Origin of the sequence: Beijerinckia sp. L45 (assembly GCF_009765775.1) — a bacterium.
Lineage (GTDB): Bacteria > Pseudomonadota > Alphaproteobacteria > Rhizobiales > Beijerinckiaceae > RH-AL1.
The window spans coordinates 10,763-35,214 of the sequence record NZ_LMUU01000218.1 but is presented as its reverse complement, the minus strand read 5'-3'; the positions used below and the strand labels follow the sequence as shown (position 1 = coordinate 35,214).

The following is a 24,452-nucleotide window of genomic DNA, read 5'->3' as shown; positions in this document are numbered from 1 at the left end:
CGGACTGCCGGTGAGGCCGAGCCCCAGGGCGCCCAGCATCATCAACGCGGGCATCAGAAAGTTTTTGAGGCCGATGTTGGTCAGCACGTCCGCGTTGATGCGGAGCTTTTCGCCGTAAAGCATCAGGCCGAGGGCAAACAGCGACGTGCCGCCCGCCGTCTTGGCGATCATGTCGACCGAACTGACGACCGGGCCGGGCAGGGTGATGTGAGCAAAGCTCAGGATCACGCCGAGGATCGGCAACCAGACGATCGGATTGATGAGCGCGCCCAGAATGCTGTGGGTGAGGACGTGGATCGTGTCCGCCCAGCCGTGACCCGCCTCCTGCTTGTCCGACACGTGGGTCAGGACGATGGTCAGCGGCAGCATGACGATGCTCGTGACGAGATTGCCGACCAGCACGGCGATGAACCCTTCGGGGCCGAACATGGCGGCCAGGATCGGTGCGCCGAAATAGGCCATGTCGGGAAAACCGCAGACCAGCGCCTGCATCGTCGAGGTCCGCAGGTCGTGCCTGAAGACGAGCCGGCCGATCGCCAGGGCGAGCAGATAGGTCCCCATCAGGCCGAAGACGAGGCAGAGCCCGAGGCCGGGATTGGCAAGCTTTTCCGGCGCCGTCTTGATCGCCCCTTCGAACAGCGCGAAGGGCAGGGCGAAGCGGATCACGAAGGTTGCGAGAACCCCGGCATCTTCATGTTTCAGCAGCCCTAGCCGCGCCGACAGCCACCCGAGCACGATGACGAAGGCGACGGGCAGCAGGCCCGACAGGATGGTTTCGATCATGAAAAGATCCTGTCTTGTGTTTGCATATGCCTACAATTCGTAACCGATTGATTTTGCGCGAGCAACATCGGCGATTCGTGCGCACAGATTTCGACCGGCGTCAGCGACCTCATCTCCAGAGGTTCATGTCGGTCAATCTGAGCGTGGGCGAGTAGAGCCCGACCTCCGATGCTCGCGGCACCACCAATCGTCCCTCAGGCGCCGTGTCTGAGCGGGCTCAGTCGCAAAAACGCGTGCCGAGCCGCCCGCCAGGCAACGTTCAGGCCCGCCCCTCAGTGTTTACGATCCGAGGGGCCGCCCACCAAGGTATCGACTGAAATGCTAAGAATTGGGTCTCATAAAGGATGGCGAATAAGGCGTCTGCGCCATGCAGGCGGCGGCTCGACCATGGGCATGTTGTTTCGTCCGACGGGAATGGGTAGGACGAACCCGACAGAGTGGCCGGCCGCGATCAACATTCAGGCAGCGGCGCTTCGCCGTGGTCGGGCGAAAAGCCTTGGGCCAGAAGCGAAGGCTAAGGAAAGATCGGCAATGCGCAGCGAAATATTCGAAAGTCTTTTTGTTCTTGAACTTGCCAATAATCATTGGGGCAAGTTGGATCGCGGCCTCAAGATCGTCCAGGATTTCGGGCAGGTGGCGCGCTTCAACGCGGTACGCGCAGCCATGAAGCTGCAGTTTCGTGACGTCGATACCTTCATTCATAAGGATTTCCGGGACCGGTCGGACATCCGTTACATCAAGAAGACTTTGGATACCCACCTGTCGTGGGCCGAGTTGCGTAAGCTCGTCGATGCCGTTCGCCATTGGAACATGCTGACGATGGCCACGCCGTTCGACGAGGTCTCTGTCGACAAATGCGTCGAGTTCGGCATTCAAATCATCAAGCTCGCGAGTTCCGACATCAAGGACTGGCTTCTGATCGAGAAGATCGCGAAGACGAGGAAGCCGGTCATCATGTCGACAGGCGGTTCAAACCTCAGAGATCTCGACGACGTCGTGTCGTTTTTCAACAAGCGCGACATACCGTTGGCCATCAACCACTGCGTTTCGGTCTATCCGAGCCAGGACAATGAAGTCGAAATCAATCAGATCGATTTCCTGATCAAGCGTTACCCCGACAACGTCATCGGCTATTCGACGCATGAATATACCGATTGGAAGACCTCGGTGACGCTGGCTTATGCCAAAGGCGCCCGGACGTTCGAGCGTCATGTCGATATCGAGCAGGACGGCATCCCCGTCTCGCCCTATTGTTCGCTTCCCGAAAACATAGACGAGTGGTTCAAGGCGTTCCTCAAGGCTGAGGAGATGTGCGGGGCTCCCGGTGTCGCCAAGCGCATCCCGCCCGAGAAGGAGATCCGCTATCTCGACGCGCTGGTCCGTGGCGTCTACGCCAAGGAGACGATCGAGCCGGGCGGCGCCTTGCATCAGGACAACGTGTACCTCGCCGTGCCGCTTCTGAAGGGCCAGATTTCCTGCCGGGAACTGATGAACGGCGAGATCCTGCTGAATGGCGTAGAGGCGGACAAACCAATCATGTTCGACATGATCGATAGTCCTTATGCTCACGATTCCAAGCTCAGCGCGCTCATCCGCGAACGCGGTTTGGACGTTTAGACCTGCCCGAGCATCGTCCTCAGAAGGGGCAGAGATCATGATCCGTGTCGCAGATTACATCGCAGAGAAGGCTGTCGAAGCCGGCATCAGTCAGGTCTTCATGGTCACCGGCGGCGGCGCCATGCATCTCAACGACGCTTTCACGCGACATCCGGGCTTGAACACGCTTTGCATGCACCATGAGCAAGCGTGCGCCATGGCGGCGGAGGGGTACGCGCGGATCGCCGGCAAGATGGCGCTGGTCAATGTCACCACCGGGCCGGGGGGCATCAACGCGCTCAACGGGGTGTTTGGCGCCTATACCGATTCCGTGCCGATGCTGGTCGTGTCCGGGCAGGTCAAGCGCGAGACGGTGGTGTCGAACCAGGATATCCCCCTTCGCCAGCTCGGCGACCAGGAGGTCGACATCGTCGCGATGGTCGAGCCGATCACCAAATTCGCGATCATGCTCAACGAGCCCAACGACGTGCGCTACATCGTCGAGAAGGCCATCTGGACCGCAATGTCCGGGCGTCCCGGCCCCGTCTGGATCGACGTGCCCGTCGATGTGCAAGGCACGCGCGTCGACCCCGCGGCCTTGCGCGGGTTTGATCCGAAGTCCGATCCGGATACGGCAGGCGGCGCCAGCACGTCTCATGAACGCGGCGCTTTGCACGGGCAGGAGCTTGCCGCCGTCGCCACCGACGTGGCCATACGGATAGCAAACGCCAAGCGCCCGATCATCATTGTTGGAACGGGCGTGCGTGCCGCAGGCGCGGCTGATCGCTTCCTCGACCTAGTCGATATCTTGAAAATTCCGGTTGTCACGGCGTTCAACGCCCACGACCTCATCGCCGATGATCACGCGAGTTACGTCGGGCGGCCCGGAACCATCGGCGACAGGGCCGGTAACTTCTCGGTTCAAAATGCCGACCTGGTGCTGATCCTCGGATGCCGTCTCAACATCCGCCAGATCAGTTACAATTGGACCAGTTTCGCCCGCGCTGCGACCAAGATCATGGTCGACATCGACGGCGGCGAGTTGCGTAAGCACACGCTCGCTATCGACGTGCCGATTCAGGCCGAGCTTACGGAATTCTTCGATGCCTTCATGGGCGTGGTTGGATCATACCAGGCCAACGACGCGCATCGCGACTATCTCGCCTGGTGCAAGGTTCGCAAAGAGCGCTATCCCGTCGCTCTGCCCGAATATTTCGAGAAGAAGACGCCGGTCAATCCCTATGCCTTCGCGAGCGTGCTGTTCGACGAACTGGACGAGGGCGACATCGTCGTGACGGCCAATGCGACGGCCTGCATCGTGACCTTTCAATGCGCCAAGATGAAAAAAGGGCAGCGGCTTTTCTCCAACTCCGGCTCTGCCTCGATGGGATTCGATCTGCCGGCCGCGATCGGCGCCTGCATCGCGAACGGAGGCCGCCGCATCGTCTGCATGGCTGGTGACGGCAGCATCATGATGAACATCCAGGAACTGCAAACGATCGTGGGGAACGACTTTCCCATAAAAATCTTCATTCTCGCGAACAACGGCTATCACTCGATTCTCCAGACACAGCAGGCGTTTTTCTCCGACAACATCTACGGCTGCGGGCCCTCGAACGGTGTAAGCTTCCCGAACTTTCTGGACGTCGGCAAAGCCTTTGGTTTCGTCACGCGTCAATGCGATCACCTCGACGATGCCGGCGCGGCCATCCGGGCGACGCTCGACATGAATGGTCCTGCCATCTGCCAGGTGGTTCTCGATTCAACGCAGCCGTTTGCTCCCAAATTGTCGTCGCGCCGCCTTGACGATGGGCGCATGGTCAGCTCACCCCTCGAGGACATGGCACCGTTTCTGTCGCGACCTGAATTCGCATCGAATATGATCATCGCGGCGGAGGACTAGCGATGGCATGGTCGCTGACGCGACGTGTTCGACTATGCGCGCGTTGAGCAGGGCCGGCCCGGTCGTCGTGTTCGATCTCGACGGGACGCTCGTCGATAGCGCGCTTGGCATCGCTGCAGCCTTGAACAGGCTGGGCGTCGCGCGCGAGCCCGTCTCCGTCGACGCCGTGCGAGCCTTGGTGAGCTTTGGGGCCGAGCGCCTGGTCGGCGAGGCCTTAAAGCTGCCGGCGCACGAGGTCGCGGGCGCCTTGGCTTCGTTTCGCGCCGTCTACGCGCTCGATCCCTGCACACGGGACGATGGCTTTCCCGGCGTCTTCGATGCGCTTTCGGCGCTTGCCGCGTCCGGCTTGGCGCTCGGCGTGTGTACGAACAAACCGCAAGGCCTGGCCGAGATCGTCATCGACAGGCTGGGCCTGTCGGCTTTGCTTCCCGTCATCGTCGGCTCGGCGCCGAGCCGCCCCTCCAAGCCTGACGCGCAACCATTGCTGGAAACGATCGCCCGCTTGGCGCAGGGCGATGGTCAGGCTGTTCTCGTCGGCGACAGCGTGGTTGACGCTCTGACGGCACAAGCCGCGCACGTCCCATTCATTTACGCGACGTTCGGATACAGTGCGATATCGGACGCGGTGGCGAGTGACGCATGCTTCGACCGCTACGCCGACCTTCCGCCCCTGATCGAAGAGTTGTTCAGTCGGCTCCCCCATGGCGCTTGAGAGCAGGCTTCAGTTCGCGCCGCGCGTGCGCGCGCATCTCGCGGTTTCCGGGATTCGCTTTATCGTCACGGGCGCCGGCGGCTGGTTTGGTCTGGCAACCTTGGAGATGCTGGAGGACGCTCTCGGCGCTGCGTTCGAACGTCGCGTAACCGTCTATGCCCGAACCGCACGCGACCTCGTCATGAGGTCGGGCCGTAGGATCCGCTTGCGGCCGCTGTCGGACCTGAGAAATGAGGCGAACTCGAACGGCGACATCTGCATGGCGAACTATGCGTTCCTCACGCGCGAGAAGGCGGCATTGAACAATGCCTACATCGCGACCAATCGCGATCTGACGACATTCACCGCAGCTCAAGCGCAAAGGCTCGGCCTCGCCGGCGTTTTCTCGACATCGTCGGGGGCGGTCTACCGTCTTGACCGGACGCTCCACGACGATCTCGAATCTTATCCCTACAGTGTCCTGAAATTGGAGGAGGAGGCCGCGTCCGCGCGCTTGCAAGAACGGGGAGCGGCCGCTGCGATTTGTCGTGTCTTCAACGTCGCCGGCCCTTTCATCAACAAGGATTATGCCCTCGGCAGTCTTCTGCGGGATGCGTATTTTGCACCAGCCCTGACCATCCGCGCGCAGCACCGTGTGTATCGGTCCTACGCCCACATCGGCGACATCATTTCGGTCGGCTTCGCGGCCATGACGAGACTGGTGGCAGCGCCTGGCGCGCCCTACGATACGGCGGGCACCGAAGTGGTGGAAGTCGGCGATCTCGCGACGCGAATTCTCCAGGTGCTGGATCGCTGCGAGAAGCCGATTTTGCGCGGGCCCCCTTCGGACGCGCCCGATGACCGCTATGTTGGCCATGGGCCAACGTTCGCGGAGCTCGCCCGGCGGTCCGGCTTCGACCTTGCGACTCTCGATCAGCAGATCCTGGACACGGGCCGTTATATCGAGTCGCGCGGCGCAGCGCCAAAGCCTTAGGGGTCGGTGCCGTCGACGCGATGATAGGCGACGTAGGCGGGGTGCCAAACCATGGCGCGGATAAGGCCCTCGATATCGTCGATGGCGACGTCGGTGAGCCCTTCCTTGTGAGCCTGGATCGCGACGGCGAGCGCGACCGCGACCGAAACCTCGCGCAGCGCCGTGACGGGCGGCAGCAAAGTCTTGTCGGGGTTGTCGCGGGCCGGCGACTCCGCGGCCAGCGCCTTGGCCGCCGCCATGAACATCTGGTCGCTGACGCGTTTCGCACCCACCGCGATGACGCCCAGGCCGACGCCCGGAAAGATGTAGGAGTTGTTGGTCTGATCGACCTTGAACTTGACGCCGTTGCGGGTCAGCGGCGGGAACGGGCTGCCGGTGCCGATGACGGCCTTGCCCGAGGTCCAGGCTTCGAGGTCGTCCGGCGTCGCCTCGGCGCGCGACGTCGGGTTGGACAGCGGGAACAGGATCGGCCGCGCATTGATCTCGGCCATGGCGCGCACGATCGGCTCGGAAAAGGCGCCGGCCTGCCCGGACACGCCGATCAGAACCGTCGGCTTGGCGTTTTTCACGACATCGAGCAGGGCGATACGATCGGGGTGATCGACCGACCAGCCGTCGGCCACGTTTTTGGGCTGCAGGAACGGCAGCTGGAACGGCGCGAGGCTATCCATCCCCTCGACCAGCAGGCCGTCGCGGTCGACCATGAAGAAGCGCTTCGCCGCTTCGTCCTGCGGCAGACCGGCCTCGATCATCGCCTGGAGGATGAGGCTGGCGATGCCACATCCCGCGGATCCCGCCCCCATGACGGCAATCCGCTGCTGCGTTAGCGGAACGCCGGTGACGGTGATCGCGGCCAGCAGGGTGCCCGTCGCCACCGCGGCGGTGCCCTGGACGTCGTCGTTGAAGGTGCAGAGCCGGTCGCGGTAGCGCTCGAGCAGGCGCGTCGCGTTGTTTTTTGCAAAATCCTCCCACTGCAGCAGCACGTGGGGCCAGCGCTTGACGACCGCGGCGACGAAGCGTTCGATGAAATCGTCATAATCCTGTCCGCGAACCCGCTCGTGGCGCCAGCCGACATAAAGCGGATCGGCCAGGCATTCCGGGTTGTCGGTGCCGACATCGAGGATGATCGGCAGCGTGGTCGTCGGATGGATGCCGCCGCAGCCGGTGTAGAGCGCCAGCTTGCCGATCGGGATGCCCATGCCCCCCGCCCCCTGGTCGCCGAGGCCCAGGATGCGCTCGCCGTCGGTCACGACGATCACCGCCACGTCGTCGAACCGCGGATTGGCGAGAATCTGCTCGATGCGATCCCGATGCGAGTAGCTCAGAAACAGGCCGCGCGGCTTGCGGAACAACCGGCTGAACTGCTGGCATCCGGCACCGACCGTGGGCGTGTAGACGATCGGCAGCAGTTCCTCGATGTTTTGCACCAGCAGGGCGAAGAACAGCGTTTCGTTGGTGTCCTGCAGGTCGCGGAGGAAGGCGTAGCGCTCGATGTCGGTCTCGAAGGCGCGCAGCACCTGCAGGCGCCGCGAGACCTGCTCGTCGAGCGTGCCGATGGTCGGCGGCAGCAGACCGTGGAGCTCGAAGGCGTCCCGCTCGGCCTCGGTGAACGCCGTACCCTTGTTGAGGATGGGGTCGGTCAGCAGCCGCATCCCGGTCAGCGCCGTCGTCTTGACGATGAGGCCCTCGGCGGCGACAGACACTTCGTTCATGGAGACCTCCCCGGCGGAACGGAAAAACGACTGATATCAAGGATTTAAAGTCTATGGCGGCAAATGCCCTCGATCAAGCGGCTTGTGCCTGCCGTGTCATGGGCGGTGGCGTTTCGGTCGAGCAGCCGGCAGTCTCGAGAGACCGCTCGACCAGAGCGCCGAAGCGCGCATAGCACGGTGACAATTACCGCCCCCCGCTGGCGACGGCGCGCGGCCCCGGCGTCATCACACGTCAGTGCAACAACGATATGAATGACGGGTGGCGATCCTCGCCGAAGGGTCGTGGCTGAAGCCATGCGCATCCGGCCGCACGCGACCTGCTTACCAGCCCCCGAGTGCCAAGGTCTCGGCGTAGGCCGATGCGAGAGGGCAGGCCTGCGCGATGCAGTCGCGCAGGCGCGATTCCGGTTTCAGAAACCTGAGGGCTCCGGATGGGGCAGCCCCGTCGGACAGCAAGGCGGCAGCGCGGGCACTGCGGATGCGCGCGCGGGCGTCGGGCGAAGCGCCATCTTGCCGTCCGCTTGAACCCGGCATCGGGACGATAGTGAGGTGGGACGCCGCTGGAGCCATCGTGCGGGACATTGATGCGAGCCTCGTTTCCACGCGTCCCCAAGCGACGCTCATGCCTTTTGCGACGCCCCCGCGTCAGCCGGCATTGATCCTGATCAAGGCATGCCAATGCATTTATGGTCTTGGGGTGTCGAGCTTCGGGCTTTTATGACGAACGGCTCGAGCCGGCCGATCCGGACGCCCCCACGGCGAAGCTCCTGGTCGGCCTTGCGGTACGTCGGATCCGCCCGCCGCCGGCAGCGGCCGAGACGATGAGGCGCCGGTGCGCCTTCAGCCTGGCCGGTCGCGCCGTGTGCGGTCGGGTCACGGGCGGCCAAGCCCCGGGCGCGGCGCAGGTGCTGGCTCAGCGACACGGTTCGGCGCGGACGCTGCCACGATCGGCGCCCATGCGTCGAGCCCGCAATCGGGCAGCGGCTTTGCCGGTGATCCTTGACAGGCCGACGACGCCCGGCATAAACCTCAGCCCCGCGGCGGCCCAGGCTTCCGCGTGTGGCGGAGTAGCTCAGCCGGCTAGAGCAGGGGAATCATAATCCCCGTGTCGGGGGTTCGAGTCCCTCCTCCGCTACCAAGCGTACCCCCACTTTTTCGGGATACGGAGTGCCGCCAATCAGGGCGGCCAATCGGCCTTTGACCTCGACCATGATGTCCTTCACGCCGACAGGCGCTGTGACAACCACATGGTCGACGAGCGCTCGAAGATCGGCCGTGAGCGTGCCTCGATCATCCTCGGCGCCGGCGTGAGCAGCCAGTGACTCGGAAAGCTTGTCGATCGTTCTGAGGTAGGACGTCATCGTGACCGGATGCAGCGCGATGATCTTCGGCGGCGCCTCGATCGTGGCCAGCTCTTCCCGCAAGACATCACGGGTGCCTCTGAGCGTCGGGAGGACTTGGTCCGCTTCGTCTTCGCTGAGCCTTCCCTTGATCAGGTTCTGTACGGCGCGATCGAGCTCTCGCTGGGCAGTCTCAAGCCGGGATTGCAATCGTGCCCGGTCACGCCCGGTCGTATTCGCGAGGCGCAGCCGCTCCTCGTTGTAGGTCCGAACATACTCTTCGATCAGCGCCGGGTCCCTGAGCTGTTCGCGCATGCCGTCGAGCACGGCGGCCTCGATCCGGGCGAGGGGCAGGCGCCGGGTCGCCGCGCAGGTCCCGCTCTCACTGACCGCAGAGCACCGAATCCTGGCGCGGCCGACGGCGTCACGATCGTGGACGGACATGCCGGCACCGCACGAACCGCAACGGAGCAGGCCGGAGAGCAGGTGAGCCGGGCGTCGCTTCATCGCCGATGTCATCTTCGCCTTGCCTGCCTTGATCGTCTGGACTTCGTCCCACAGCGCCTGGTCGACGATGCGCAGGTGCGGCGCCTCCACCGTCTGCCGGACAGCTGCCTCGTTGACGCGAGAGATCCGGCGCCCCGTGTCGGGGTCCTTCACCATCCGAACCTTATTCCAGACAATCTTGCCGGTGTAGATCTCGTTGAAAATGATGCCGTTGCCGCGCGCTGCATTGCCGTTAATGGTCGAAGCGTTCCATCGCTCGCCGCGCGGCGGCGCTATGTTTTCGGCGTTCAGCTCTCCGGCGATGACCCGCGGCGGTGATCCTGCCGCATAGGAGGTGAAGATGCGCTGCACGATCTCCTGCTCTTGTGGCACGATCTCCAGCTCGCCCTTACGGCCCGGAATCGGGCGATAGCCGTAAGCTCGGCCGCCCGCGTGGCGGCCGCCTCGCACCACACCGGCCATGCCGCGGCGGACCTTCTTGGCGCCGTCCTCGCGTTGCATTTGGCCGACTAGACCGAAAAGGCCGATCATGGCGGTGTCGACGGCGCCGCCGCTGTGGATGGCCCGGATCTCGATCCCAGCGAAACCAAATCGCTTGTGCAGCCCGGAGAGGTCCTCCATATCGCGCGATAGCCGATCAGTGTGCTCGACGAGGACGGCGTCGAACGCTGCTGTCTTGGCGTCGGCGATTAGTGACAGGAGCCCGTCCCGGCCGATGATCGAGGCGCCCGACTTCGCTTTGTCGAAGTAGACCTTGACGACCCGCATGTGCTCTCGCGCGGCGTAGTCCTGGCAAAGGGCGATCTGATCCTCGACGGACCGCTCGTTCTGCAGATCGGTCGAGAACCGAGCGTAGATCGCAGCGCGCATCACCAGTTCGTACAGAATTCAATGACTGTGTCGAGCATCACATCCTGCTCCTTCGACAAGGCTAAGTCGTACCAGCCAAGTTCAGACGCCGCAGGTCCGTCAAACTCGAAGCCATATTTGCTCGGGGCGACCGAAGTGATCTTCATCTGTGATCGCTTCGATGTGGCAATCTGGACCTGCTTGTCTGTAGCTAGGCTGATCACGAGACCTTGGGCGAATTCTCCACACTGAGCTTGAAGCATTTCAAACAAGTCGTTCGTCTGCTCCACCAACTTCTGATGTTGCTTTTGACGCTCTGCCGCCTCAGCCCTGCCCTTTGCCTCTAGCTCGTCGCGTCGTTTGATCAGGCTTTTCATCAATTGGTCTCTTTGCGTCTCGATGCCACGCCGCATGATCACGCCTCGCGTCAGCGATCGCAAGCGCCCTGACGATCCGGACGAGGTCTGGATGGGGGGAACGCTTGAGGCCGACGGCTTCGGTCATACACGCACCACGCGTTCGCCGGGATCGACGGACCGCTCGTCCTCGGCAGCGTATTTGACGCCACAGAAAGGGCAGAAGCTGGCGAGCGCGGATATAGGTTTGCCGCGCTTGTGCTCGTCGCGCTTGCGCGTTGCGACGATGGCGGTGGCGCCGATGAGTGTGGTCAGCACCGCCGTTTTGTGCGACTCGCCATAGGCAGCATCGATCTCCTCAATGCAGTGGCAGGCCGGGCGCACGACTTCCAACCGCAGCTTTGCGTCGTTCGTCATGCAGCAGCCCCGCGATTCTGGTATTTCAGCGTCTCGGCCGTCGCCGCATCGATGTATTCGCAGCACCAGTCGTCCGGACGAACGGACGGCCATTGCGCATCGACGTAAGGGCGCGAGTTTGCCGGGCCCGGCGCTGGCGACTGGCGGCGGCACTGGCCCATGGCCTTGCCCGCCACCGCACGATCGGAGCCTGGCGCAAAGGCGAGGCAGCTTGTGCAGGCGAAGGGTCCGATGCTGTTTCGCTCTTCAACGGGCATCTTCGCGCTCCATACCAAAGAGCCAGGGCGCGGCACGAACGGCGCCGGTACCGGCCGGCTCGATCAATCCCAGCCTGATGATGGCGCCGATGTAGACGCCGATCGTCGAAGCGGTCTGCGAGAGGCCGAGCTCGATCGCGATCGCGTCGCGGCGAACCGACTCAGGCGCGGCCGCGCGGACGACGTCGAAGACGCGCGCTTCCTGCGGTTTGAGAATGCTGCGAATGCTCGCCTGCAGGTCAGACCAGCCGGCGTGTCTTGGCAATTCGGCTTGACGCAAGCCGGTATCGGTCAGACCGATCGTGCCGGTACCGGTGACGACAAGGCCACGTTTCACCAGATCGCTGATGTAGACGCCGAAAGTGCTGGCCTTCGGGCTGTAACCCGCAAGCAGGCAGGCGCGGGCCCGAGGCACCCGCTTAAAGCCAGCGGCGCGCCACCAGCCAAGAGCGTCCAACACCTTCTGCAGTGGCCCGGAGAGATCGCCAGCCGGCGTGGTTTCAACAGGCACTTTGGGGCGTTTGGATCTTTCGACGGCCGGAGGCGTCGAAACCGTAGGCGAGGGGAAATGGCCCTCGCTCGATCCTTCGTCCCGGTAGAACCAGGAGTCTTCGATCCGTTCCTCGAAGTGTCTGCACTTGTGGCGGACCTCTTCGATGAAAATGCGGGCTTCCGCTGCCGTCGTCCTGGCCGCAGAAGCATAGCCCTTATCATACCCGCGCTGCTCCGCTGCGGCGATCTCGGCCGCACTCGCCGCACGCTCCTGCGCCGGCGGCTCACTTCCTTTTGCCGATCGGCTTCCTGACCGCGAAACGGAAGTGGACAGCACCGCGCGCAGCGCTGCGACGTCTAGCGGCTTCAGGGGAATCTGCGCGACGCCGGCACGACTGGAGTCGAACGTCTTGATCATCGGAAACTGGACGGGCTCTAGGATCCCGAGCTGCGGCGCCGATACCCATCCAGCGCCGATCGGAAGGCCAGCAAGTGATTGCATGATCGCAGTCGATTTGGCCTTGTCACTGACCGTCGTCGACAGCCAGTCCCGAACGGGGCGCTGATCGAGCGGGTGCGATAGCTGCAGGGCGACGAGCGCCTTGGCCTGGGTCAGCGAGTCCTTATGCACCTTTGCCGGACGCTGCGAGATCATGGCGATCTGTAGGCCGGCCGACCGGCCGAGCGAGACCATATTGTTCGTGGCGTGCAGCATCGCCGGCGTCAGGCCAGTGCCGCCCGATTGCGGGGCGAACAAATGGATCTCGTCGACGACAAGGTTGAGTGCGCCGCTGTTGGTGTTAACGAGCGCTTCGAAGAAGTCGGTGATGAACCGCGTGCGCTCGCCAACGCGCATCCCCTTGAGCGACAGGATTGCCGAGGTCGACGACGTCGCGAGCGCCGTAGCGATCGCCTCTCCGCTGCCTTCCTCGAGCGGCAGATCCGCGTGCTCTCGGCCGAAGATGACGACCTTGTAAGGCGAGGCCCGCTTGCCGTCGGCCAGGAAGCGCAAGCCCCACCAGACACCGGTCGGATCGATCATCACGACACGTTCGTCGCGATCCATCATGCGCTCGACGCCGCCTTTCACGGCCGTCGTCTTGCCCGCGCCCGACGTGGCGAGCCAGGCGCTATGCTGGCTGAAGACGGCGTCCGGGACAGGATAGGGCTTGCGGGTCATGCGTCCTCCCATTCGGCGTCGCGGCGCTTCTGCTCCTTGGCGACAACTTCCGCGATGACGCGGGGCTCGGCGTCAGCGACCCACTTCGCGAGACGCGGCAACGCCGTCGTTCCGCGCAGAAGCATCGTGTAGACTTCAGCTGCGGGTCGAGCCCGACGGAAGCGCGTGCGCAACTCCCGATACGCCCAGAAGCAAGTCGGCAGGCGGACCAGGACGAGGTCGGGCGCAATTGGCTCGAGCTTTATCCGCACGGCGTCCGCGCAGGCCTTGAGGGTTTGATCGGTGGCGCTCATAAGCGCGCCGCCTGTGGCGCGCACCGATCGACGCCGTCGTGCGTCGGATCGACGACCTTGCGTAGGTCTGGATCGCGGAACCAGCCGGGGATGAACAGGAAGCTGCAGCACAGCGCTGGCTCCGGCACGCGGTCACCGGATAGGACCACGATGTCGCGGCCGCACTCGCAGCAATCGAACTGGGGGCACGGACGCGCTGCGCTCACGGGGTGGCGCCCCGGGCCGAGGTCTTCTCGATCGCGATCAACCCGCGCTCGAAGCAACGGCGGTAGAACACCACCCTGCTGACGCCGGCGGGCCGACGCGCTTCGAACCGTGCCATGACGCCTTCCGTGACTCGGAAAGACACCTGTTCGATGAGCTTCTCCGCCCGCGGTCGTTTGCCTTCGACCTTGTTGATCTTGCCTTGGATCGCCGCCGGCGTCCTTTTTGGAACGACGAGTCCGAGCTCGGCGGCCCTGATCGGGAGCAGGCGCGCGATGTGTTTCGGGGGCACACCGTCGGCCCGGTACGCCATGACCAGGTCGGTCTCTGCGTCAGGCCAACGAAAGCCAACTCCGCACGTCCGGATTGGAGGAGACGAGACGCGATCAAGCATGACCCATCTCCGTGATGCCAGTGAGGGTGTTGGCGGCCGCGCGATCGATCCGTTCGATCTCGGTGATGAGCAGCGCCGCGCCGCGCACAAGAAGGCTGCGACGCTCGGCGATCGAAGTGGCGACGGTGCCGGCGTCGATCGTCGACAGGGCCGCGATCACCAGCTCGTCGCAGGTGAAGGTGTCTTCATCCGCAAGCGTGTGACCGAGCTCCGTTAGCATCGTGAAGCGATCGCGCAGCACGTCGAGCGACGCTGTTGGCTCGGCCGGCGGTAAGATGCGCGGCAATAAAAGAACAGTATGCATGCAAACCTCCGTTCTATCGACCTTCATCGCGATCGCGGTAAAGTTGGGCAAAAAGTTGCAGCGTCAGATCCGCATGCGGCCTGATCGCGCGCTTTAAATCGTCGAGTTCATAGAGTTCGCTTGGCGTCCCACCGAGCCAGACGGTCGGACCTTCGCGCTTCGACGCCGGGTCGAAGACGTGGACGAAATACGTCAGCATCGGCTGGTCCCAGCCGACGACGACGCGGAAGCCCGGCTTGCGGCCGTCGAGCTCGTACCGGCTCACGCGGCCGCCCTTTCCTGAAGAACGTCTATGTTCCCGGCGCGGACCGTGAAGGTGATCGCGGCGACCCATGGGTTGGCCGACCAGGCATCCGGCCCGTGAAGCTCATCCCAGAAACAGCCGAATGCGGTGACAGCGCTGCTGTGACAGAGGCCCGAACGGTCGTAGGCGGTGCCCTCGAAGACGTGGCAGTGATCGCGGATCGTCTTGCAGCCCTCGGCTTTCGCGTCCTCTTCGCTGATGTCCTGCAGCCGCTGAACGCGGACGTCGGTCACGTCGAGGGTCAGGCGCGACGCCCAGCGCGGCATGTGGATGGATGGGCGCCAACGCGAGATCTCGCCGTCGACGGTGCTTTCGTCGGCGCGATAAAACCCGCGATTGATCAGCGCTGTGCTGCCCGGGTCGTTGTGCGTCAGGGCATCGAGCGGCGCCCAAGCTTCGCGGACATAGAGCCGATCGCCGACCGCATAGGGAATGTAGGCGACTGCTTCGCGCTCAACCTCGGCGATCGTGTTGTAGAAGCAGCCCCCGTGCGCATCCCTGACGTGCCACAGCCGCGTCGGTGTATACTCAGGCTGGTAGCGGAGGATCCGCCGCGTCTGCGTCTTCCGGCCGGCGAGCAGGGCGCGGATCATGGCCGCGCTGAAGATTATGGGGCGGTCAGCCACGGGCCGCCTCCACACGCTCGAAGCTCTTCGGATAGACGTTGGCCGGGAAATCGGTGCCGTCGAACACGACGCTGAGGTACCGCGTCGACGCGCCGGGATAGACAACAGTGCCGGTCTTGCCTGAACTCGCGCCTTCATTGGTCAGCGCGATGCGGTCGCCGATCGCGACCTCGACGCCGTAGGTGCGGCGGACGTAGTCGTAGCCGTCGTCAGCTAAGGCGCCGGCGCGGCGGACCGAAACGAGAAGGAGGAAGTCACGGAAGGGAATATTCCAGGCGTCGGCGTAACGGCGCCAAGCCTCCGCCCGCGCCTTGCTTCGCGTCGGGGCGCTGAGCGTGAAGGGGTCGCGGCCGCGGACCGTGATCTCGAAGAGGGACCAGGGCCTTTGCGGCGGTGAGACGGGATGGCGGAGCTGGACCTCAGACATCGCCGACCCCCGCCATCGTCGTGACACGACTGGCCACGGCCTCAGCTGCCATAGCCCTCTGCCGTCGCTCGGCATGAAAGGCCGCCCGGCACAGATCCGCGGCGACCTCGCGCGCCTCTTCCGGCGAAAGGGCTGCCCAGGTGCCGGGCGACATTGCGCTGCCGGCGCCGCGCATGGCGCCGAGGTCGAGCAGAACCTCGCCCTGGCGCGTGCTGATCTGAAGCGCGGCCCCTTTTTCAGGATCGTTGCCGCGCCGATCGCGGTAGGTTCCGACCTCAGCCATTGGGCGTGACCTCCCATGGCGCGGCGCAGCTGCGGCAGACGCAGTCGGTGACCCAGCTGCAGCCGTCTTCGCAGGCGTCGTTCTCGGTGCAGCCGCACCGCTCGCAGACCAGACCAAGGTTTTGCGGGATGCGCGGCTGGCCGTTCGGCGCCAACATGTCATCGCGCGGGACCATGGCTACGAACGCGTCGAGCAGCTGCTCGGTGGCTTGGTTCGCGGCTTCGTGACCGGCGCGGGAAATCGGGCTGATGACGCCGTCCGTTCGCAGATGGTCGACTTCAGTACAGGACCAAGCGGCGACGAGATCCAGCGCGGCGACGCTCAGGTCCAGCCGCTGCTCCGGCGTGAGGGCTGCGGCGATCGCCGCGCTGTCCCAGCGATCTGTGACGTTGAGCGGCCGAAACGCGATTTGGATTTGACGCTCCCGGCCGCTCACGCCGCCACCGCCCGATGTGTGTCGCGCGCCGAGGCATCCGGCTTCAGCTGCGCGTAGAGATGCGTGATAATCTCAGCCTGCAGCGCGTCGCCGGACGCGAGGCCCTTGTGCTGCGCAGCGGCGACGCAGGCATTCCGCCAGGCCTGCTCGAGGTCGAGCGCGCGAAAGGCCTCGTCCAGCCCGGCATGTGTGCGCCACTCCGGATGGTCGGCGACGACCTCGACGACGGCGCGGATGACCGGGCCGCGAAGGTACCCGCAAAGATCGCCTGCGGATGCGACGATTGCGCGAAGGCCTACGATCGTCGGCACGTCACCATGCTTGTCGATCGCGCGACGGATGGCTTCGAGCGCCAACGTATCGCCCGGCTTCATGGCGGACGCCGCCTTGTGGCTGAACAGCACCCGAACGCCTGCGGCTTTGGCGACGGCGGCAACGCGCAGCGCGGCCGGATCCTGCGCCGCGAGCTCGGCCTTGAACTGCTGGCTCCGACTGACCTTTGTGATGGTGCCGTTGATCGCGCTAAAGATGGAGGCCTGGACGGTCCAGTCAGCGAGGATGACGGCGCACGGCACCTTCTCGTGGCCACAGGCCGCCGCGGCCGTCGTGCGGTGCTGGCCGTCGACGATCGCGAAGAGGCCGCCCTCTATCGGGCTCACCACGACGGGCGCGAACTTGCGCCAGTCGAACTGTGTGATGATGGAGCGGATCGTGCGCATGCCGGCGTCGACGACCTGGCGCTGATACCGATCGTCGACGACCAGGCTCGCGATCTCAAGCCACTGCAGCTGGGCCGCGGGCCCGAAGGACGACGGCTTCTCGACGTTCGCAAAGCGGCTGGCGTCGATCGCGCGAAACGCGTCGCGGCCGTTCACGCCAGCACCTGATCGACGGGCGCAAAGTCCAGACGGAGGACGGCGCCGAGCGGAGCGGACGAACCTACGATCGACGGCCTGATGTGGTGCCAATAGGTCAGCTGGCGGCGCTGGGCCTCGGCGTCCTCGTCGAAGGTGCAGTCGGCGAAGCCGGCGGCGAGGTAGGCGCCGGCGCGCGCGGCGGTGTTCTGCAGCGCGCCCGTGGAGAGATACCGGAGCGCGCGGGCGAGCGCGATGAAACGGGCCTCCCGCCGCAGGTAAGGCGAGGCGAAATCGTCGTCGCCGGCGGCGGCCCGCGGCAGCGCGTCAGGCGTGATCGGCGCGGCGGTACCGAAATCGAAGAGTTGGGCGTCGAGAGCGTGTGACGAGACGAACATCGGATATCCTCACGGACGAAAGCCCGTGAAGGATATGCGGAAAATATTCCGCGTCAACCCGGAGTACGGAAAATATTCCTAATGACCTATCGGCGACGAGACTCTGGCATCAAAACCTCGAAAGTCTGGGACGACACGACGGTCCGGTCCCGCATCGAAACTGTGTCGTGGTCGAAGTTCTCAGGCCGGATCCGAATGGTGCGTCGACAGGTTGGCGTCGCCATTCTCTTGATCTCGCCGCAGTCGTCTTCCAGCCGCTGCTTTTCGATAGCGGGTGTGATCGCGGCGCCGACAAGCATCAGGATTACCGAGGACGAGTTCCCGAGACAGCGGTATTCGTCCTTGTCGGCGTAGTAGCACTGAGCCTTGGTCAACTCGACATACTTGCCGACATATTTGTTCGGCGCGATCGCCAGGTCGTCAGCATCGATGCGCTTGACGGGATCACTAGGTTTGGCTGCGACCACTTCCTTCGTTGGCGCATTGGTCTCACCTGCATCGACCTTGCTGCTCGCCGATCCATCGGCGCCGGCTGAGGGCGTCGCCTTTGTTGCCGCTGAGGCCTTTGCGTCCAGGCCGTCGTAGCAAGCAAGTCGCGCGACACTGTCCTTGATGCTGCGGCATACTTCATCGGCGCGGAGAGGCGTCGACGCAGCAAGCAACGCAAATAATAACAAATGATGGTGCTTGGTTCTCAATTTAATTTTCCCCCAATACGAGTTAACCACGAAATTCACTTTAGCAGTTTGGTGACACACTGCCCCTTTCGTGCCGTTGCGCGTTCGATCGATTTTTATCAATCTAAAGTTCCGTTACGTGAGGAGCGCCCGAATAAGCTGCTTTTCCAGATTGCCCGCGACAACATTGCGTAACTTAATAAAAACAAAGAGATGGAAATGGATGTCGCCGAATTGTTTATTGCCGCCCTTGATGAGCGGATCGCTGCCCTTCGAACTGAAGGTGCACTTGAAACGATAGGAACGGGTCGCCATCAACAGCGTCGACTGCTCGCCCTGAAAGCGCTTCGGGAAAAATATCGGCGACCAACGCCGCCTGCTCTTCGCTCGATCCTTCTTTCACCAGAACAAATTCGACAGCTTGGCGCAGCAGCTGGCGATCGACGCACAGAACATTCGGATCCTTAGCTCGCCCGTCATCCAGCGTGATGCCAAACGCGAGCCACGCCGGCGTCGTGTTGAGGCCTCGGGCCAGCTTCTCGATCGTGTCCAGCGTCGGGGACTGGTTCTCTTTGCTCAAAACCTTGCCGAGCGTGTCGCCATGCAGGCCGCCGGCCTCGGATGCTTCCCGCATCGATTTGCCGCTCGCTGCAAGGCAGCTTCGAATTCTGTCGCGTAGGCTGGTCATGAACGGAATTTAGTCCGCCCAAACCTCTTTACGCATGCGGAACGTGTTCCGTTGACAATTGCGGAAAACTTTCCGCATATGTCCGTTATGAGCGCTTTCCACGACCTCTTCGTCCTTGCCGACGCATATGCCGACGCCACCGGGCTGGCCGAGGGAACGGTCTCAGACCGCGTCCTGAAGGGCGGCAATCGTCTGCGCGATCTCCGCGCCGGCAAGGGGGATATCGGCATCCGTCGCCTCGAGCAGGCGATCAAGTGGTTCTCCAACCATTGGCCCGAGGGCGTCGACTGGCCCGACACGATCGACCGGCCGCCGGTTGAATCACCGGCTGATTCGGAGCCGGTAGAATGAGAATCCTGGCCGCTGTCCTCATCGTTGCAGGTGCATGCGCTTCGCTTGTGATTCTCGCCGATATCGGCCGGAGCCTGCGCCGCGGTGTGCGGCTGTGGATGACATCGAGCGCGGATGCGGACGCGGGGAATCAGCCAACCGGTCCGGAAGGCGTTGAGATCGGGGCAGAAGGCGTCATCCAAGGCCCGACGATCTGGCATCGCGTGTCGCCCCAGGTCGGCGTTCTGCGCCATGCCGACGGCCGCTGCGCGCTGCAGCTCGGCGAAGCGGGTTCGCTTCTGTCCGTCTACGAGCTCGACTTCGACCAGGCGATCCGCCTCGCCGTCGTTTTGACGAGGCACGACGCGTGAGGGGCGCGGCCCCAGACCATTTCGCGGCGCCCGCTGGCACCGTGATCCAAGCTCCCCGCCGGGGTCCGTACGGCGCGGAGAGGCCCACCCAGGCCTTTTCCTCCCTAGACTTGCCGGGTGGCCGCTTAAGCGGCTGCCCGGTCTTTTCGTTTCCCGCACGATCGCGCCCTGCCGACCAAAGCGTTCGCGTCCGTGCTGTCGCTCTCGTTCTTCCACCGTCCTCCACCTGTCCCGGCGTCCATGGTCTTAACAACCATGGAGCCCCGGGCAGATGCGACCCAATTTCAGGTCAAATGGACCCAAGATGAGCCTGGTCATCACTCCCTACGAAGGTCATAGACGGCGCGTCCGCTGGATGGAAGCGATCGAAGCCGAACGGCTTCAGGTCCCCATCCCCGATGCGCGTGACGCTGTTGCGCGGGCGACATCGCTGACGCCGTCGCAGCTGGAAAACATCCGCAAGGGGAAGCTGAAGGACCTCTATGGCGGAATGAAGCGACGGATCGACCTCGCCTTCATCGCATTCGCTCAAAAAGAGATCGGGAATCTCGGACATGAATTGCTCCTGGCGGAGGCGAGCGCTCGTGGCGTCGATCCAAGCGTGGTGGAGAAGGCGCAGGCTTCGATCGACGCGCTGGAACAGCTGATCGCGGAAGCGCGCGCCGCCGGCATCACGGTGCCGCCCAAACCACACGCGGCGCTTGAGGCGCCGTCATGCTGAAACCCGACGACCTCAAACGCGCCCGCTTTCTCGGCCGATCGCGCGCCTCTTCCGAGCTCGCCGGAATGATGACCGACGAGGCGATGCCGATCGAAGGCGCCGAGGCCTACGCGGCCGGCATGGTCGACGGCGTCCGCGACTTTGTCTCCGTCTACGTGTCCGAGCAGGCAGCCTATGAGATGCTGCAGGCAGCGGCCGACGCTACATTGGCGCACCGCGCCGCCAACACCGTCGAGCCGCTGTCATGATGGCGTGGCGCGTCAGCAAGGCCGCGCCCCCGCCGCAGGTCGCCGGCGAGACCTTTTGGGCCTGGCTGTCCCACAACGGCATCCTGCTGATGCGCTGGAAGACGGCCCAGGAGGTCGCGCTGCAGCTCGGCTGCGACGTGTCGGAATGCGAGGGCCGCCACGTCACGATCGCGCGCGACGAGGAACACGCGCCTGAATTCTGGCTGCCCCTCAACGCGCTACCCTGGCCGCCCGGCGTGTCCGTGTGGACCTTTCTCAACACACCGCCGCCGCACACCGGCACGCGCGAGCAGGGCAAGAGGGCACGGCGATGAGCGATGCGGCCCCAGGAAATTTCGTCCTGCCCACGACGATGACGCCGGCGATCGCCGACGTCCTCGGTCTGACGATCATGCAGACGGCCCAGCTCGGGCGCATGTTTCGCGACGCCGGCTTCGACATCAAGCCGAAGGTCGAGGCCGAGCAAGCTTTCGTGTTGCATCGGTTCCTGCTGCTCGCGCTGCAGCATGGCGACCGATGGCGCGAAGAAGCCAGCGCCGACATCGCGGCGCAGATCAACAAGATCCAGCTGGCGAAGATACAGGACACCAATCCAGTCGCCGGCGAAGGAGAGGTCTGATGCCCGAGCCCGCGATCATCGACAGCGTCTATGCCTTCGCCGACGGCCTGTCCCTGGTATTCGATCCGGACGGCCGCCTGCTGCCGGAGTTTTCCGGCCGGGCCGCGCGGATCCGTCCGGACGCCGACGGCGCCGTCGCGCCGCTGCGCTGGTTCAAAGCGGCCGTCGTCGATGTCGCCGACGACCGCATGCTGTCTAGGGCCGCGAAGATCCTGTTCGCCAAAGGCTTCGACACGATCGAGCTCGCCGCGCTGTTTCAGCGCCGCGAGTCCGAGATCGTCGATCTGCTGCACGCGGACCTCGAGCTGCCGGCGGTGGCGTCATGACGGGGTTCGCGCCGCAAACGACGAAAGCGAAAGCCGCGCCGCCGGCCGCCTTGATCGCGCACATCTGCCGCGTCTGCGGTGGTCCGGCGTCATTCGGATTCGGGGTCTCGGTCCGGACCGGACGCGAGGGCCGCTGGTCCTGTCTCCCCCATCGCACCGAGGTGGAAAGGATGGTGAGCTGAATGAACGCGCCGCTCGTCTCCTTCCAGCCAAGCCTGTTTCGTTACGACGAGGCGTGCCGCGCGATCGCGGCGGCCAAGGCTGTCGACGAGGTCAAGGACGTCCGCAACCGCGTCGACGCGCTGCGCCACTACGCCCGCCAGTCGAAGAACAAGCAGCTCGAGGTCGACGCGTCCGAGATCCGATTCCGCGCGGAGCGGCGCATCGGCGCGTTGATGGCGGACCAGCGTGGGACCGTTGGCCTTTCACGCGGCGCCGCCGAACGTGCCGCGGGTTCCGACGAAACCCGCGCTAAGCCGACGCTTGCCGAGGCCGGAATCGACAAAAACCTCGCCGATCGTGCTCGCCGCTATGCGGCCGTTCCGGAGGAGAAGTTCGAGGAGCTGCTCGCAGATCGGCGCAAGCGCATCGAGCACGATAATGCTCGGGTCACGGTCAACCTGCTGCAGGAGGCCGAAAAGGCGGAGCGGCGCGCCGCGCGCGAGGCGGAGCTCGGCGCCAGGCAATACGACCTGCCGCAGAAGCGCTACGGCGTCATTCTTGCCGACCACGAGTGGAAGCATGAGACCTGGTCGGAGGCCGGCCTCGATCGAGCAGCGGCCAACCATTATCCGACCAGCTCGCTGACCGCTTTGTGCGCGCGCGACATCGCGTCGATCGCCGCGCCGGACTGTCTCTATGCCATGTGGGCGCTCGTCCCGATGTTGGCGGAGGCCTTCGTCGTGCTCGACGCCCATGGCTTCGCGCGGTTCGAACGGGATCCGGAGACGGGATTCCTGACGATCGACAAGCGGGCGGGGCGCTACGTCTCGTCAGGGTCCTGGACAAAGTACAAGCCCGGCGCCGGAATCGGCATGGGCTACTGGTTCCGCGTCGACCACGAGATCCTGCTGATCGCGACGCGTGGCAATATGCCGGCGCCGACGCCGGGCACTCAGGCACGCAGCGTTTTCGATGTGCCGGCGAGCCAGGTGCATTCGCAAAAGCCCGAGCTCGTCTGCGAGATCCTGGAATCCTACTTCCCGACGTTGCCCAAGATCGAGCTGAACCGTCGCGGCGCGGCGCGCCCCGGGTGGGATGCGTGGGGCAACGAAGCCGAGGACCTGGCGAGCGAAGACAGCGAAGCGGAGGCGACATGACCGACGCTCTCGCCCGCGACCTGCGACTCTGCCGCAACTTCCTCTGCATCCTGCACAGCCTCGATCGACACGAGCTGATCGGCGCCGGTGTGCTCCACCCGAGCGACCTAGACGGATGGCTGTCGTTCCGCGACGGCCCCTACCGCGCCTACCTAGCCCTCGATAGCGCGCGCGAGGAGAAGTGCTTCACCCTGGTCCAAACACGCCTGACGCCCGAGCTCCGGGCCGACACGAGGACAGCAGCATGAGTCGTGGTGTCAAACTTCGAAACGCGCGGCGCCTGCCGCATGTGCGCGCCGCGATGGCGTACCTGGCTCTGTGTGGGGCCGACGCGGTCGAGATCGACCATGGCACCGCGATCCGGCTGCGCTGGCGCCACGACACGCAAAGCATGGCGATCTCGCTGACGGCAACGACCACCGGCGCCGAACGAGAATCGAGCCTGGCTCTTCAGGCGATCCGCCGGCGGTACCGCGCGATTGGCATCGAGGTGGGCGCATGACGGACGTCGCAACAAACCCTCGGCTCGAGGCGCTCTACGAGGCCAACGATCTCGCGCTCGTCGACGCCACGGTCGCCGCCTTCGGGCGCCACGCCGGCCGCATCTTCGCTAAGGCCGAGAAGACGGCCAAAGACAACGGCGACGCCGGTGCCGCGTCGCGCATGTTCCAGACGGCAGCGATGCTCGAGGACTGCGCCCGCGACGTCGCCGCGCTTCGAGATCCGGCCCTGCGCCGATGAAAGTTCACCGCGTTCCAGTGCGTACCAAACCCTTGCACGAGTCCGTTCTTTGACAGCCACCACGGTCCTGTTCTCGATTGCTTCGACCGCGCCTGGCGCCCCGCGCGGAGGTGCCGCGCCATGAATTCGCCTGCGCCTTACCTGCGGCCGAGTCCGCGCGACCTTCGCGACATTCCGCTCGACACGGACACGGCGATGCGCGCGCGGCTCAGCCTGACGCCGCGCGAGCTCGGCGTCTGGTTCAATCTCCGCACCCATCTCTGGATGTTCGGCGAGCTGCCGGTCGCGCTGAAGCGCCTGGCGGCGATCGGCGGCATCGGCGCGCGCAGCTTCGAAAAGATGATGCCGGTGCTGCAGCCGCTGTTCGATCGGGACGACGCCGGCCGTTGGCGCGATCTCGATCTCGAGGAAGAGCGCAACACCCGGCTCGACCTGACGCCGGAACCGCGCGCCATCCAAAACTTCGGCGATGCCCGCCGCGTCGATCCGGCGCTCAGCGAGGCACGCCGCAGGGCAGGGCAGGACGGGGCTCGCAAGCGCTGGGAAAACCGTGGTCGTCTCCAGGTCGTCGGCGGCACCCATGATGCGGATCGTTTGCCATCGGCCAGCACCGAGGCCATGGCAAACGTCGGCGCCGATACCATGGCAAACGGGATAGCAAACGGCATGGCAAACGAGACCGTTTTGCCATCCGGCTTTGCTGCCGCTTTGCCATCGGTTGCCATGTCTGGCGCCTCGGAGGCGCGCAGCAAGCTAGCTAGCTTAGACTCTTCTGATGTTAAGAAGATTCAAGAGCTTGCTAGCGAGCAAGC

The 24,452-nt window shown here is 64.3% G+C and carries 36 protein-coding genes and 1 tRNA gene; 17 read left to right on the top strand and 20 right to left on the bottom strand.

Annotated features, from left to right (window positions below; genetic code table 11):
- Positions 1–783: AEC family transporter (locus tag GSQ79_RS23705; RefSeq protein WP_158811240.1), on the bottom strand; the 783-nt coding region annotated here is incomplete at its 3' end.
- 168 nt (positions 784–951) lie between these two features.
- On the opposite strand from GSQ79_RS23705, the gene GSQ79_RS23700 reads away from it, so the two are divergent.
- From GSQ79_RS23700 to GSQ79_RS23685, 4 genes are read left to right on the top strand one after another with little or no spacing between them, the layout of a single operon-like run.
- A complete protein-coding gene (locus tag GSQ79_RS23700) occupies positions 952–2,400 on the top strand; it encodes an N-acetylneuraminate synthase family protein (protein WP_210253195.1) in 1,449 nt (482 codons plus the stop codon).
- A gap of 37 nt (positions 2,401–2,437) precedes the next feature.
- Entirely contained in the window at positions 2,438–4,282 is a 1,845-nt protein-coding gene (locus tag GSQ79_RS23695; RefSeq protein ID WP_158811238.1) for a thiamine pyrophosphate-binding protein, read from the top strand.
- Positions 4,283–4,316: 34 nt separating this feature from the next.
- On the top strand, positions 4,317–4,994 hold the full coding sequence (locus tag GSQ79_RS23690; RefSeq protein ID WP_158811237.1) for an HAD family hydrolase: 678 nt from the start codon (positions 4,317–4,319) through the stop codon (positions 4,992–4,994).
- Entirely contained in the window at positions 4,984–5,967 is a 984-nt protein-coding gene (locus GSQ79_RS23685; RefSeq protein ID WP_158811236.1) for an NAD(P)-dependent oxidoreductase, read from the top strand. Before GSQ79_RS23690 ends, GSQ79_RS23685 begins: the two co-directional genes overlap by 11 nt.
- Here GSQ79_RS23685 and GSQ79_RS23680 read toward each other — a convergent pair.
- Positions 5,964–7,679, bottom strand: coding sequence for an NAD-dependent malic enzyme (locus GSQ79_RS23680; protein WP_158811235.1), 1,716 nt, complete (start codon positions 7,677–7,679; stop codon positions 5,964–5,966). The genes GSQ79_RS23685 and GSQ79_RS23680 overlap by 4 nt on opposite strands.
- Positions 7,680–8,740: 1,061 nt before the next feature.
- Here GSQ79_RS23680 and GSQ79_RS23675 point away from each other — a divergent pair.
- A tRNA-Met gene (locus GSQ79_RS23675) sits at positions 8,741–8,817 on the top strand.
- Here the strand turns inward: GSQ79_RS23675 and GSQ79_RS23670 are convergent.
- The 18 genes from GSQ79_RS23670 to GSQ79_RS23585 all read right to left on the bottom strand — a co-directional run bounded on the left by GSQ79_RS23670 (position 8,774) and on the right by GSQ79_RS23585 (position 18,965).
- The gene (locus tag GSQ79_RS23670; protein WP_246725536.1) at positions 8,774–10,396 is read right to left on the bottom strand and encodes a recombinase family protein; all 1,623 of its coding nucleotides are present in this window, start codon (positions 10,394–10,396) and stop codon (positions 8,774–8,776) included. The two genes, GSQ79_RS23675 and GSQ79_RS23670, sit on opposite strands and share 44 nt — an antisense overlap.
- A complete protein-coding gene (locus GSQ79_RS23665) occupies positions 10,396–10,752 on the bottom strand; it encodes a hypothetical protein (RefSeq protein WP_158811234.1) in 357 nt (118 codons plus the stop codon). The genes GSQ79_RS23670 and GSQ79_RS23665 overlap by 1 nt, the downstream gene beginning before the upstream one ends.
- A gap of 123 nt (positions 10,753–10,875) precedes the next feature.
- Positions 10,876–11,148 (bottom strand): hypothetical protein, encoded by a 273-nt coding sequence (locus GSQ79_RS23660; protein WP_158811233.1) that lies wholly within the window; start codon positions 11,146–11,148, stop codon positions 10,876–10,878.
- Positions 11,145–11,405, bottom strand: a complete 261-nt coding sequence (locus GSQ79_RS23655) for a hypothetical protein (RefSeq protein ID WP_158811232.1) — start codon at positions 11,403–11,405, stop codon at positions 11,145–11,147. The genes GSQ79_RS23660 and GSQ79_RS23655 overlap by 4 nt, the downstream gene beginning before the upstream one ends.
- Complete coding sequence (locus tag GSQ79_RS23650; RefSeq protein WP_158811231.1) at positions 11,395–13,077, bottom strand: hypothetical protein; 1,683 nt, start codon at positions 13,075–13,077, stop codon at positions 11,395–11,397. The genes GSQ79_RS23655 and GSQ79_RS23650 overlap by 11 nt, the downstream gene beginning before the upstream one ends.
- Positions 13,074–13,370: a hypothetical protein gene (locus GSQ79_RS23645; protein ID WP_158811230.1), complete on the bottom strand. Its 297-nt coding sequence runs from the start codon at positions 13,368–13,370 to the stop codon at positions 13,074–13,076. Before GSQ79_RS23645 ends, GSQ79_RS23650 begins: the two co-directional genes overlap by 4 nt.
- A complete protein-coding gene (locus tag GSQ79_RS23640) occupies positions 13,367–13,576 on the bottom strand; it encodes a hypothetical protein (RefSeq protein WP_158811229.1) in 210 nt (69 codons plus the stop codon). The genes GSQ79_RS23645 and GSQ79_RS23640 overlap by 4 nt, the downstream gene beginning before the upstream one ends.
- The gene (locus GSQ79_RS23635) at positions 13,573–13,887 is read right to left on the bottom strand and encodes a hypothetical protein (RefSeq protein ID WP_158811228.1); all 315 of its coding nucleotides are present in this window, start codon (positions 13,885–13,887) and stop codon (positions 13,573–13,575) included. The genes GSQ79_RS23640 and GSQ79_RS23635 overlap by 4 nt, the downstream gene beginning before the upstream one ends.
- Positions 13,888–13,960: 73 nt before the next feature.
- Positions 13,961–14,272, bottom strand: a complete 312-nt coding sequence (locus tag GSQ79_RS23630) for a hypothetical protein (RefSeq protein WP_158811227.1) — start codon at positions 14,270–14,272, stop codon at positions 13,961–13,963.
- A gap of 13 nt (positions 14,273–14,285) precedes the next feature.
- Entirely contained in the window at positions 14,286–14,537 is a 252-nt protein-coding gene (locus GSQ79_RS23625) for a hypothetical protein (RefSeq protein WP_158811226.1), read from the bottom strand.
- Positions 14,534–15,202 (bottom strand): hypothetical protein, encoded by a 669-nt coding sequence (locus GSQ79_RS23620; RefSeq protein ID WP_158811225.1) that lies wholly within the window; start codon positions 15,200–15,202, stop codon positions 14,534–14,536. The genes GSQ79_RS23625 and GSQ79_RS23620 overlap by 4 nt, the downstream gene beginning before the upstream one ends.
- Positions 15,195–15,629: a hypothetical protein gene (locus GSQ79_RS23615; RefSeq protein ID WP_158811224.1), complete on the bottom strand. Its 435-nt coding sequence runs from the start codon at positions 15,627–15,629 to the stop codon at positions 15,195–15,197. The genes GSQ79_RS23620 and GSQ79_RS23615 overlap by 8 nt, the downstream gene beginning before the upstream one ends.
- A complete protein-coding gene (locus tag GSQ79_RS23610) occupies positions 15,622–15,912 on the bottom strand; it encodes a hypothetical protein (protein ID WP_210253194.1) in 291 nt (96 codons plus the stop codon). The genes GSQ79_RS23615 and GSQ79_RS23610 overlap by 8 nt, the downstream gene beginning before the upstream one ends.
- Positions 15,905–16,348, bottom strand: coding sequence for a hypothetical protein (locus tag GSQ79_RS23605; protein WP_158811223.1), 444 nt, complete (start codon positions 16,346–16,348; stop codon positions 15,905–15,907). Before GSQ79_RS23605 ends, GSQ79_RS23610 begins: the two co-directional genes overlap by 8 nt.
- Complete coding sequence (locus tag GSQ79_RS23600; RefSeq protein WP_158811222.1) at positions 16,345–17,223, bottom strand: ParB N-terminal domain-containing protein; 879 nt, start codon at positions 17,221–17,223, stop codon at positions 16,345–16,347. Before GSQ79_RS23600 ends, GSQ79_RS23605 begins: the two co-directional genes overlap by 4 nt.
- Positions 17,220–17,600 (bottom strand): hypothetical protein, encoded by a 381-nt coding sequence (locus GSQ79_RS23595; protein ID WP_158811221.1) that lies wholly within the window; start codon positions 17,598–17,600, stop codon positions 17,220–17,222. Before GSQ79_RS23595 ends, GSQ79_RS23600 begins: the two co-directional genes overlap by 4 nt.
- An 86-nt stretch (positions 17,601–17,686) precedes the next feature.
- Positions 17,687–18,400, bottom strand: coding sequence for a hypothetical protein (locus GSQ79_RS23590; RefSeq protein WP_158811220.1), 714 nt, complete (start codon positions 18,398–18,400; stop codon positions 17,687–17,689).
- A gap of 115 nt (positions 18,401–18,515) precedes the next feature.
- The gene (locus GSQ79_RS23585) at positions 18,516–18,965 is read right to left on the bottom strand and encodes a helix-turn-helix domain-containing protein (protein WP_256379049.1); all 450 of its coding nucleotides are present in this window, start codon (positions 18,963–18,965) and stop codon (positions 18,516–18,518) included.
- 78 nt (positions 18,966–19,043) lie between these two features.
- Here GSQ79_RS23585 and GSQ79_RS23580 point away from each other — a divergent pair, with 78 nt between their 5' ends.
- The 12 genes from GSQ79_RS23580 to GSQ79_RS23525 all read left to right on the top strand — a co-directional run.
- The gene (locus tag GSQ79_RS23580; protein WP_246725535.1) at positions 19,044–19,316 is read left to right on the top strand and encodes a hypothetical protein; all 273 of its coding nucleotides are present in this window, start codon (positions 19,044–19,046) and stop codon (positions 19,314–19,316) included.
- On the top strand, positions 19,313–19,666 hold the full coding sequence (locus GSQ79_RS23575; protein ID WP_158811218.1) for a hypothetical protein: 354 nt from the start codon (positions 19,313–19,315) through the stop codon (positions 19,664–19,666). The genes GSQ79_RS23580 and GSQ79_RS23575 overlap by 4 nt, the downstream gene beginning before the upstream one ends.
- Positions 19,667–19,970: 304 nt before the next feature.
- Complete coding sequence (locus tag GSQ79_RS23570; RefSeq protein WP_158811217.1) at positions 19,971–20,387, top strand: hypothetical protein; 417 nt, start codon at positions 19,971–19,973, stop codon at positions 20,385–20,387.
- Entirely contained in the window at positions 20,381–20,635 is a 255-nt protein-coding gene (locus tag GSQ79_RS23565) for a hypothetical protein (protein WP_158811216.1), read from the top strand. Before GSQ79_RS23570 ends, GSQ79_RS23565 begins: the two co-directional genes overlap by 7 nt.
- A complete protein-coding gene (locus GSQ79_RS23560) occupies positions 20,632–20,949 on the top strand; it encodes a hypothetical protein (protein WP_158811215.1) in 318 nt (105 codons plus the stop codon). The genes GSQ79_RS23565 and GSQ79_RS23560 overlap by 4 nt, the downstream gene beginning before the upstream one ends.
- Complete coding sequence (locus GSQ79_RS23555) at positions 20,946–21,254, top strand: hypothetical protein (RefSeq protein ID WP_158811214.1); 309 nt, start codon at positions 20,946–20,948, stop codon at positions 21,252–21,254. Before GSQ79_RS23560 ends, GSQ79_RS23555 begins: the two co-directional genes overlap by 4 nt.
- The gene (locus GSQ79_RS23550; protein ID WP_158811213.1) at positions 21,254–21,580 is read left to right on the top strand and encodes a hypothetical protein; all 327 of its coding nucleotides are present in this window, start codon (positions 21,254–21,256) and stop codon (positions 21,578–21,580) included. The genes GSQ79_RS23555 and GSQ79_RS23550 overlap by 1 nt, the downstream gene beginning before the upstream one ends.
- A 182-nt stretch (positions 21,581–21,762) precedes the next feature.
- Positions 21,763–22,899: an MT-A70 family methyltransferase gene (locus GSQ79_RS23545; RefSeq protein WP_246725533.1), complete on the top strand. Its 1,137-nt coding sequence runs from the start codon at positions 21,763–21,765 to the stop codon at positions 22,897–22,899.
- On the top strand, positions 22,896–23,147 hold the full coding sequence (locus GSQ79_RS23540; RefSeq protein WP_158811212.1) for a hypothetical protein: 252 nt from the start codon (positions 22,896–22,898) through the stop codon (positions 23,145–23,147). Before GSQ79_RS23545 ends, GSQ79_RS23540 begins: the two co-directional genes overlap by 4 nt.
- A complete protein-coding gene (locus GSQ79_RS23535; RefSeq protein WP_158811211.1) occupies positions 23,144–23,401 on the top strand; it encodes a hypothetical protein in 258 nt (85 codons plus the stop codon). Before GSQ79_RS23540 ends, GSQ79_RS23535 begins: the two co-directional genes overlap by 4 nt.
- Complete coding sequence (locus GSQ79_RS23530) at positions 23,398–23,640, top strand: hypothetical protein (protein WP_158811210.1); 243 nt, start codon at positions 23,398–23,400, stop codon at positions 23,638–23,640. Before GSQ79_RS23535 ends, GSQ79_RS23530 begins: the two co-directional genes overlap by 4 nt.
- A gap of 195 nt (positions 23,641–23,835) precedes the next feature.
- A partial coding sequence (locus tag GSQ79_RS23525) for a hypothetical protein (RefSeq protein WP_158811209.1) occupies positions 23,836–24,452 on the top strand: 617 nt, incomplete at its 3' end.

What these genes read in the sequence shown, in the direction of transcription:
- GSQ79_RS23700 (WP_210253195.1), top strand. Translation starts at nt 952, where the DNA reads ATGCTCGCGGCACCACCAATCGTCCCTCAGGCGCCGTGTCTGAGCGGG.
- GSQ79_RS23695 (WP_158811238.1), top strand. Translation starts at nt 2,438, where the DNA reads ATGATCCGTGTCGCAGATTACATCGCAGAGAAGGCTGTCGAAGCCGGC.
- GSQ79_RS23690 (WP_158811237.1), top strand. Translation starts at nt 4,317, where the DNA reads ATGCGCGCGTTGAGCAGGGCCGGCCCGGTCGTCGTGTTCGATCTCGAC.
- GSQ79_RS23685 (WP_158811236.1), top strand. Translation starts at nt 4,984, where the DNA reads ATGGCGCTTGAGAGCAGGCTTCAGTTCGCGCCGCGCGTGCGCGCGCAT.
- GSQ79_RS23680 (WP_158811235.1), bottom strand. Translation starts at nt 7,679, where the DNA reads ATGAACGAAGTGTCTGTCGCCGCCGAGGGCCTCATCGTCAAGACGACG.
- GSQ79_RS23670 (WP_246725536.1), bottom strand. Translation starts at nt 10,396, where the DNA reads ATGCGCGCTGCGATCTACGCTCGGTTCTCGACCGATCTGCAGAACGAG.
- GSQ79_RS23665 (WP_158811234.1), bottom strand. Translation starts at nt 10,752, where the DNA reads ATGAAAAGCCTGATCAAACGACGCGACGAGCTAGAGGCAAAGGGCAGG.
- GSQ79_RS23660 (WP_158811233.1), bottom strand. Translation starts at nt 11,148, where the DNA reads ATGACGAACGACGCAAAGCTGCGGTTGGAAGTCGTGCGCCCGGCCTGC.
- GSQ79_RS23655 (WP_158811232.1), bottom strand. Translation starts at nt 11,405, where the DNA reads ATGCCCGTTGAAGAGCGAAACAGCATCGGACCCTTCGCCTGCACAAGC.
- GSQ79_RS23650 (WP_158811231.1), bottom strand. Translation starts at nt 13,077, where the DNA reads ATGACCCGCAAGCCCTATCCTGTCCCGGACGCCGTCTTCAGCCAGCAT.
- GSQ79_RS23645 (WP_158811230.1), bottom strand. Translation starts at nt 13,370, where the DNA reads ATGAGCGCCACCGATCAAACCCTCAAGGCCTGCGCGGACGCCGTGCGG.
- GSQ79_RS23635 (WP_158811228.1), bottom strand. Translation starts at nt 13,887, where the DNA reads ATGGCGTACCGGGCCGACGGTGTGCCCCCGAAACACATCGCGCGCCTG.
- GSQ79_RS23630 (WP_158811227.1), bottom strand. Translation starts at nt 14,272, where the DNA reads ATGCATACTGTTCTTTTATTGCCGCGCATCTTACCGCCGGCCGAGCCA.
- GSQ79_RS23615 (WP_158811224.1), bottom strand. Translation starts at nt 15,629, where the DNA reads ATGTCTGAGGTCCAGCTCCGCCATCCCGTCTCACCGCCGCAAAGGCCC.
- GSQ79_RS23610 (WP_210253194.1), bottom strand. Translation starts at nt 15,912, where the DNA reads ATGGCTGAGGTCGGAACCTACCGCGATCGGCGCGGCAACGATCCTGAA.
- GSQ79_RS23595 (WP_158811221.1), bottom strand. Translation starts at nt 17,600, where the DNA reads ATGTTCGTCTCGTCACACGCTCTCGACGCCCAACTCTTCGATTTCGGT.
- GSQ79_RS23585 (WP_256379049.1), bottom strand. Translation starts at nt 18,965, where the DNA reads ATGACCAGCCTACGCGACAGAATTCGAAGCTGCCTTGCAGCGAGCGGC.
- GSQ79_RS23580 (WP_246725535.1), top strand. Translation starts at nt 19,044, where the DNA reads ATGTCCGTTATGAGCGCTTTCCACGACCTCTTCGTCCTTGCCGACGCA.
- GSQ79_RS23575 (WP_158811218.1), top strand. Translation starts at nt 19,313, where the DNA reads ATGAGAATCCTGGCCGCTGTCCTCATCGTTGCAGGTGCATGCGCTTCG.
- GSQ79_RS23570 (WP_158811217.1), top strand. Translation starts at nt 19,971, where the DNA reads ATGAGCCTGGTCATCACTCCCTACGAAGGTCATAGACGGCGCGTCCGC.
- GSQ79_RS23565 (WP_158811216.1), top strand. Translation starts at nt 20,381, where the DNA reads ATGCTGAAACCCGACGACCTCAAACGCGCCCGCTTTCTCGGCCGATCG.
- GSQ79_RS23560 (WP_158811215.1), top strand. Translation starts at nt 20,632, where the DNA reads ATGATGGCGTGGCGCGTCAGCAAGGCCGCGCCCCCGCCGCAGGTCGCC.
- GSQ79_RS23555 (WP_158811214.1), top strand. Translation starts at nt 20,946, where the DNA reads ATGAGCGATGCGGCCCCAGGAAATTTCGTCCTGCCCACGACGATGACG.
- GSQ79_RS23550 (WP_158811213.1), top strand. Translation starts at nt 21,254, where the DNA reads ATGCCCGAGCCCGCGATCATCGACAGCGTCTATGCCTTCGCCGACGGC.
- GSQ79_RS23545 (WP_246725533.1), top strand. Translation starts at nt 21,763, where the DNA reads ATGAACGCGCCGCTCGTCTCCTTCCAGCCAAGCCTGTTTCGTTACGAC.
- GSQ79_RS23540 (WP_158811212.1), top strand. Translation starts at nt 22,896, where the DNA reads ATGACCGACGCTCTCGCCCGCGACCTGCGACTCTGCCGCAACTTCCTC.
- GSQ79_RS23535 (WP_158811211.1), top strand. Translation starts at nt 23,144, where the DNA reads ATGAGTCGTGGTGTCAAACTTCGAAACGCGCGGCGCCTGCCGCATGTG.
- GSQ79_RS23530 (WP_158811210.1), top strand. Translation starts at nt 23,398, where the DNA reads ATGACGGACGTCGCAACAAACCCTCGGCTCGAGGCGCTCTACGAGGCC.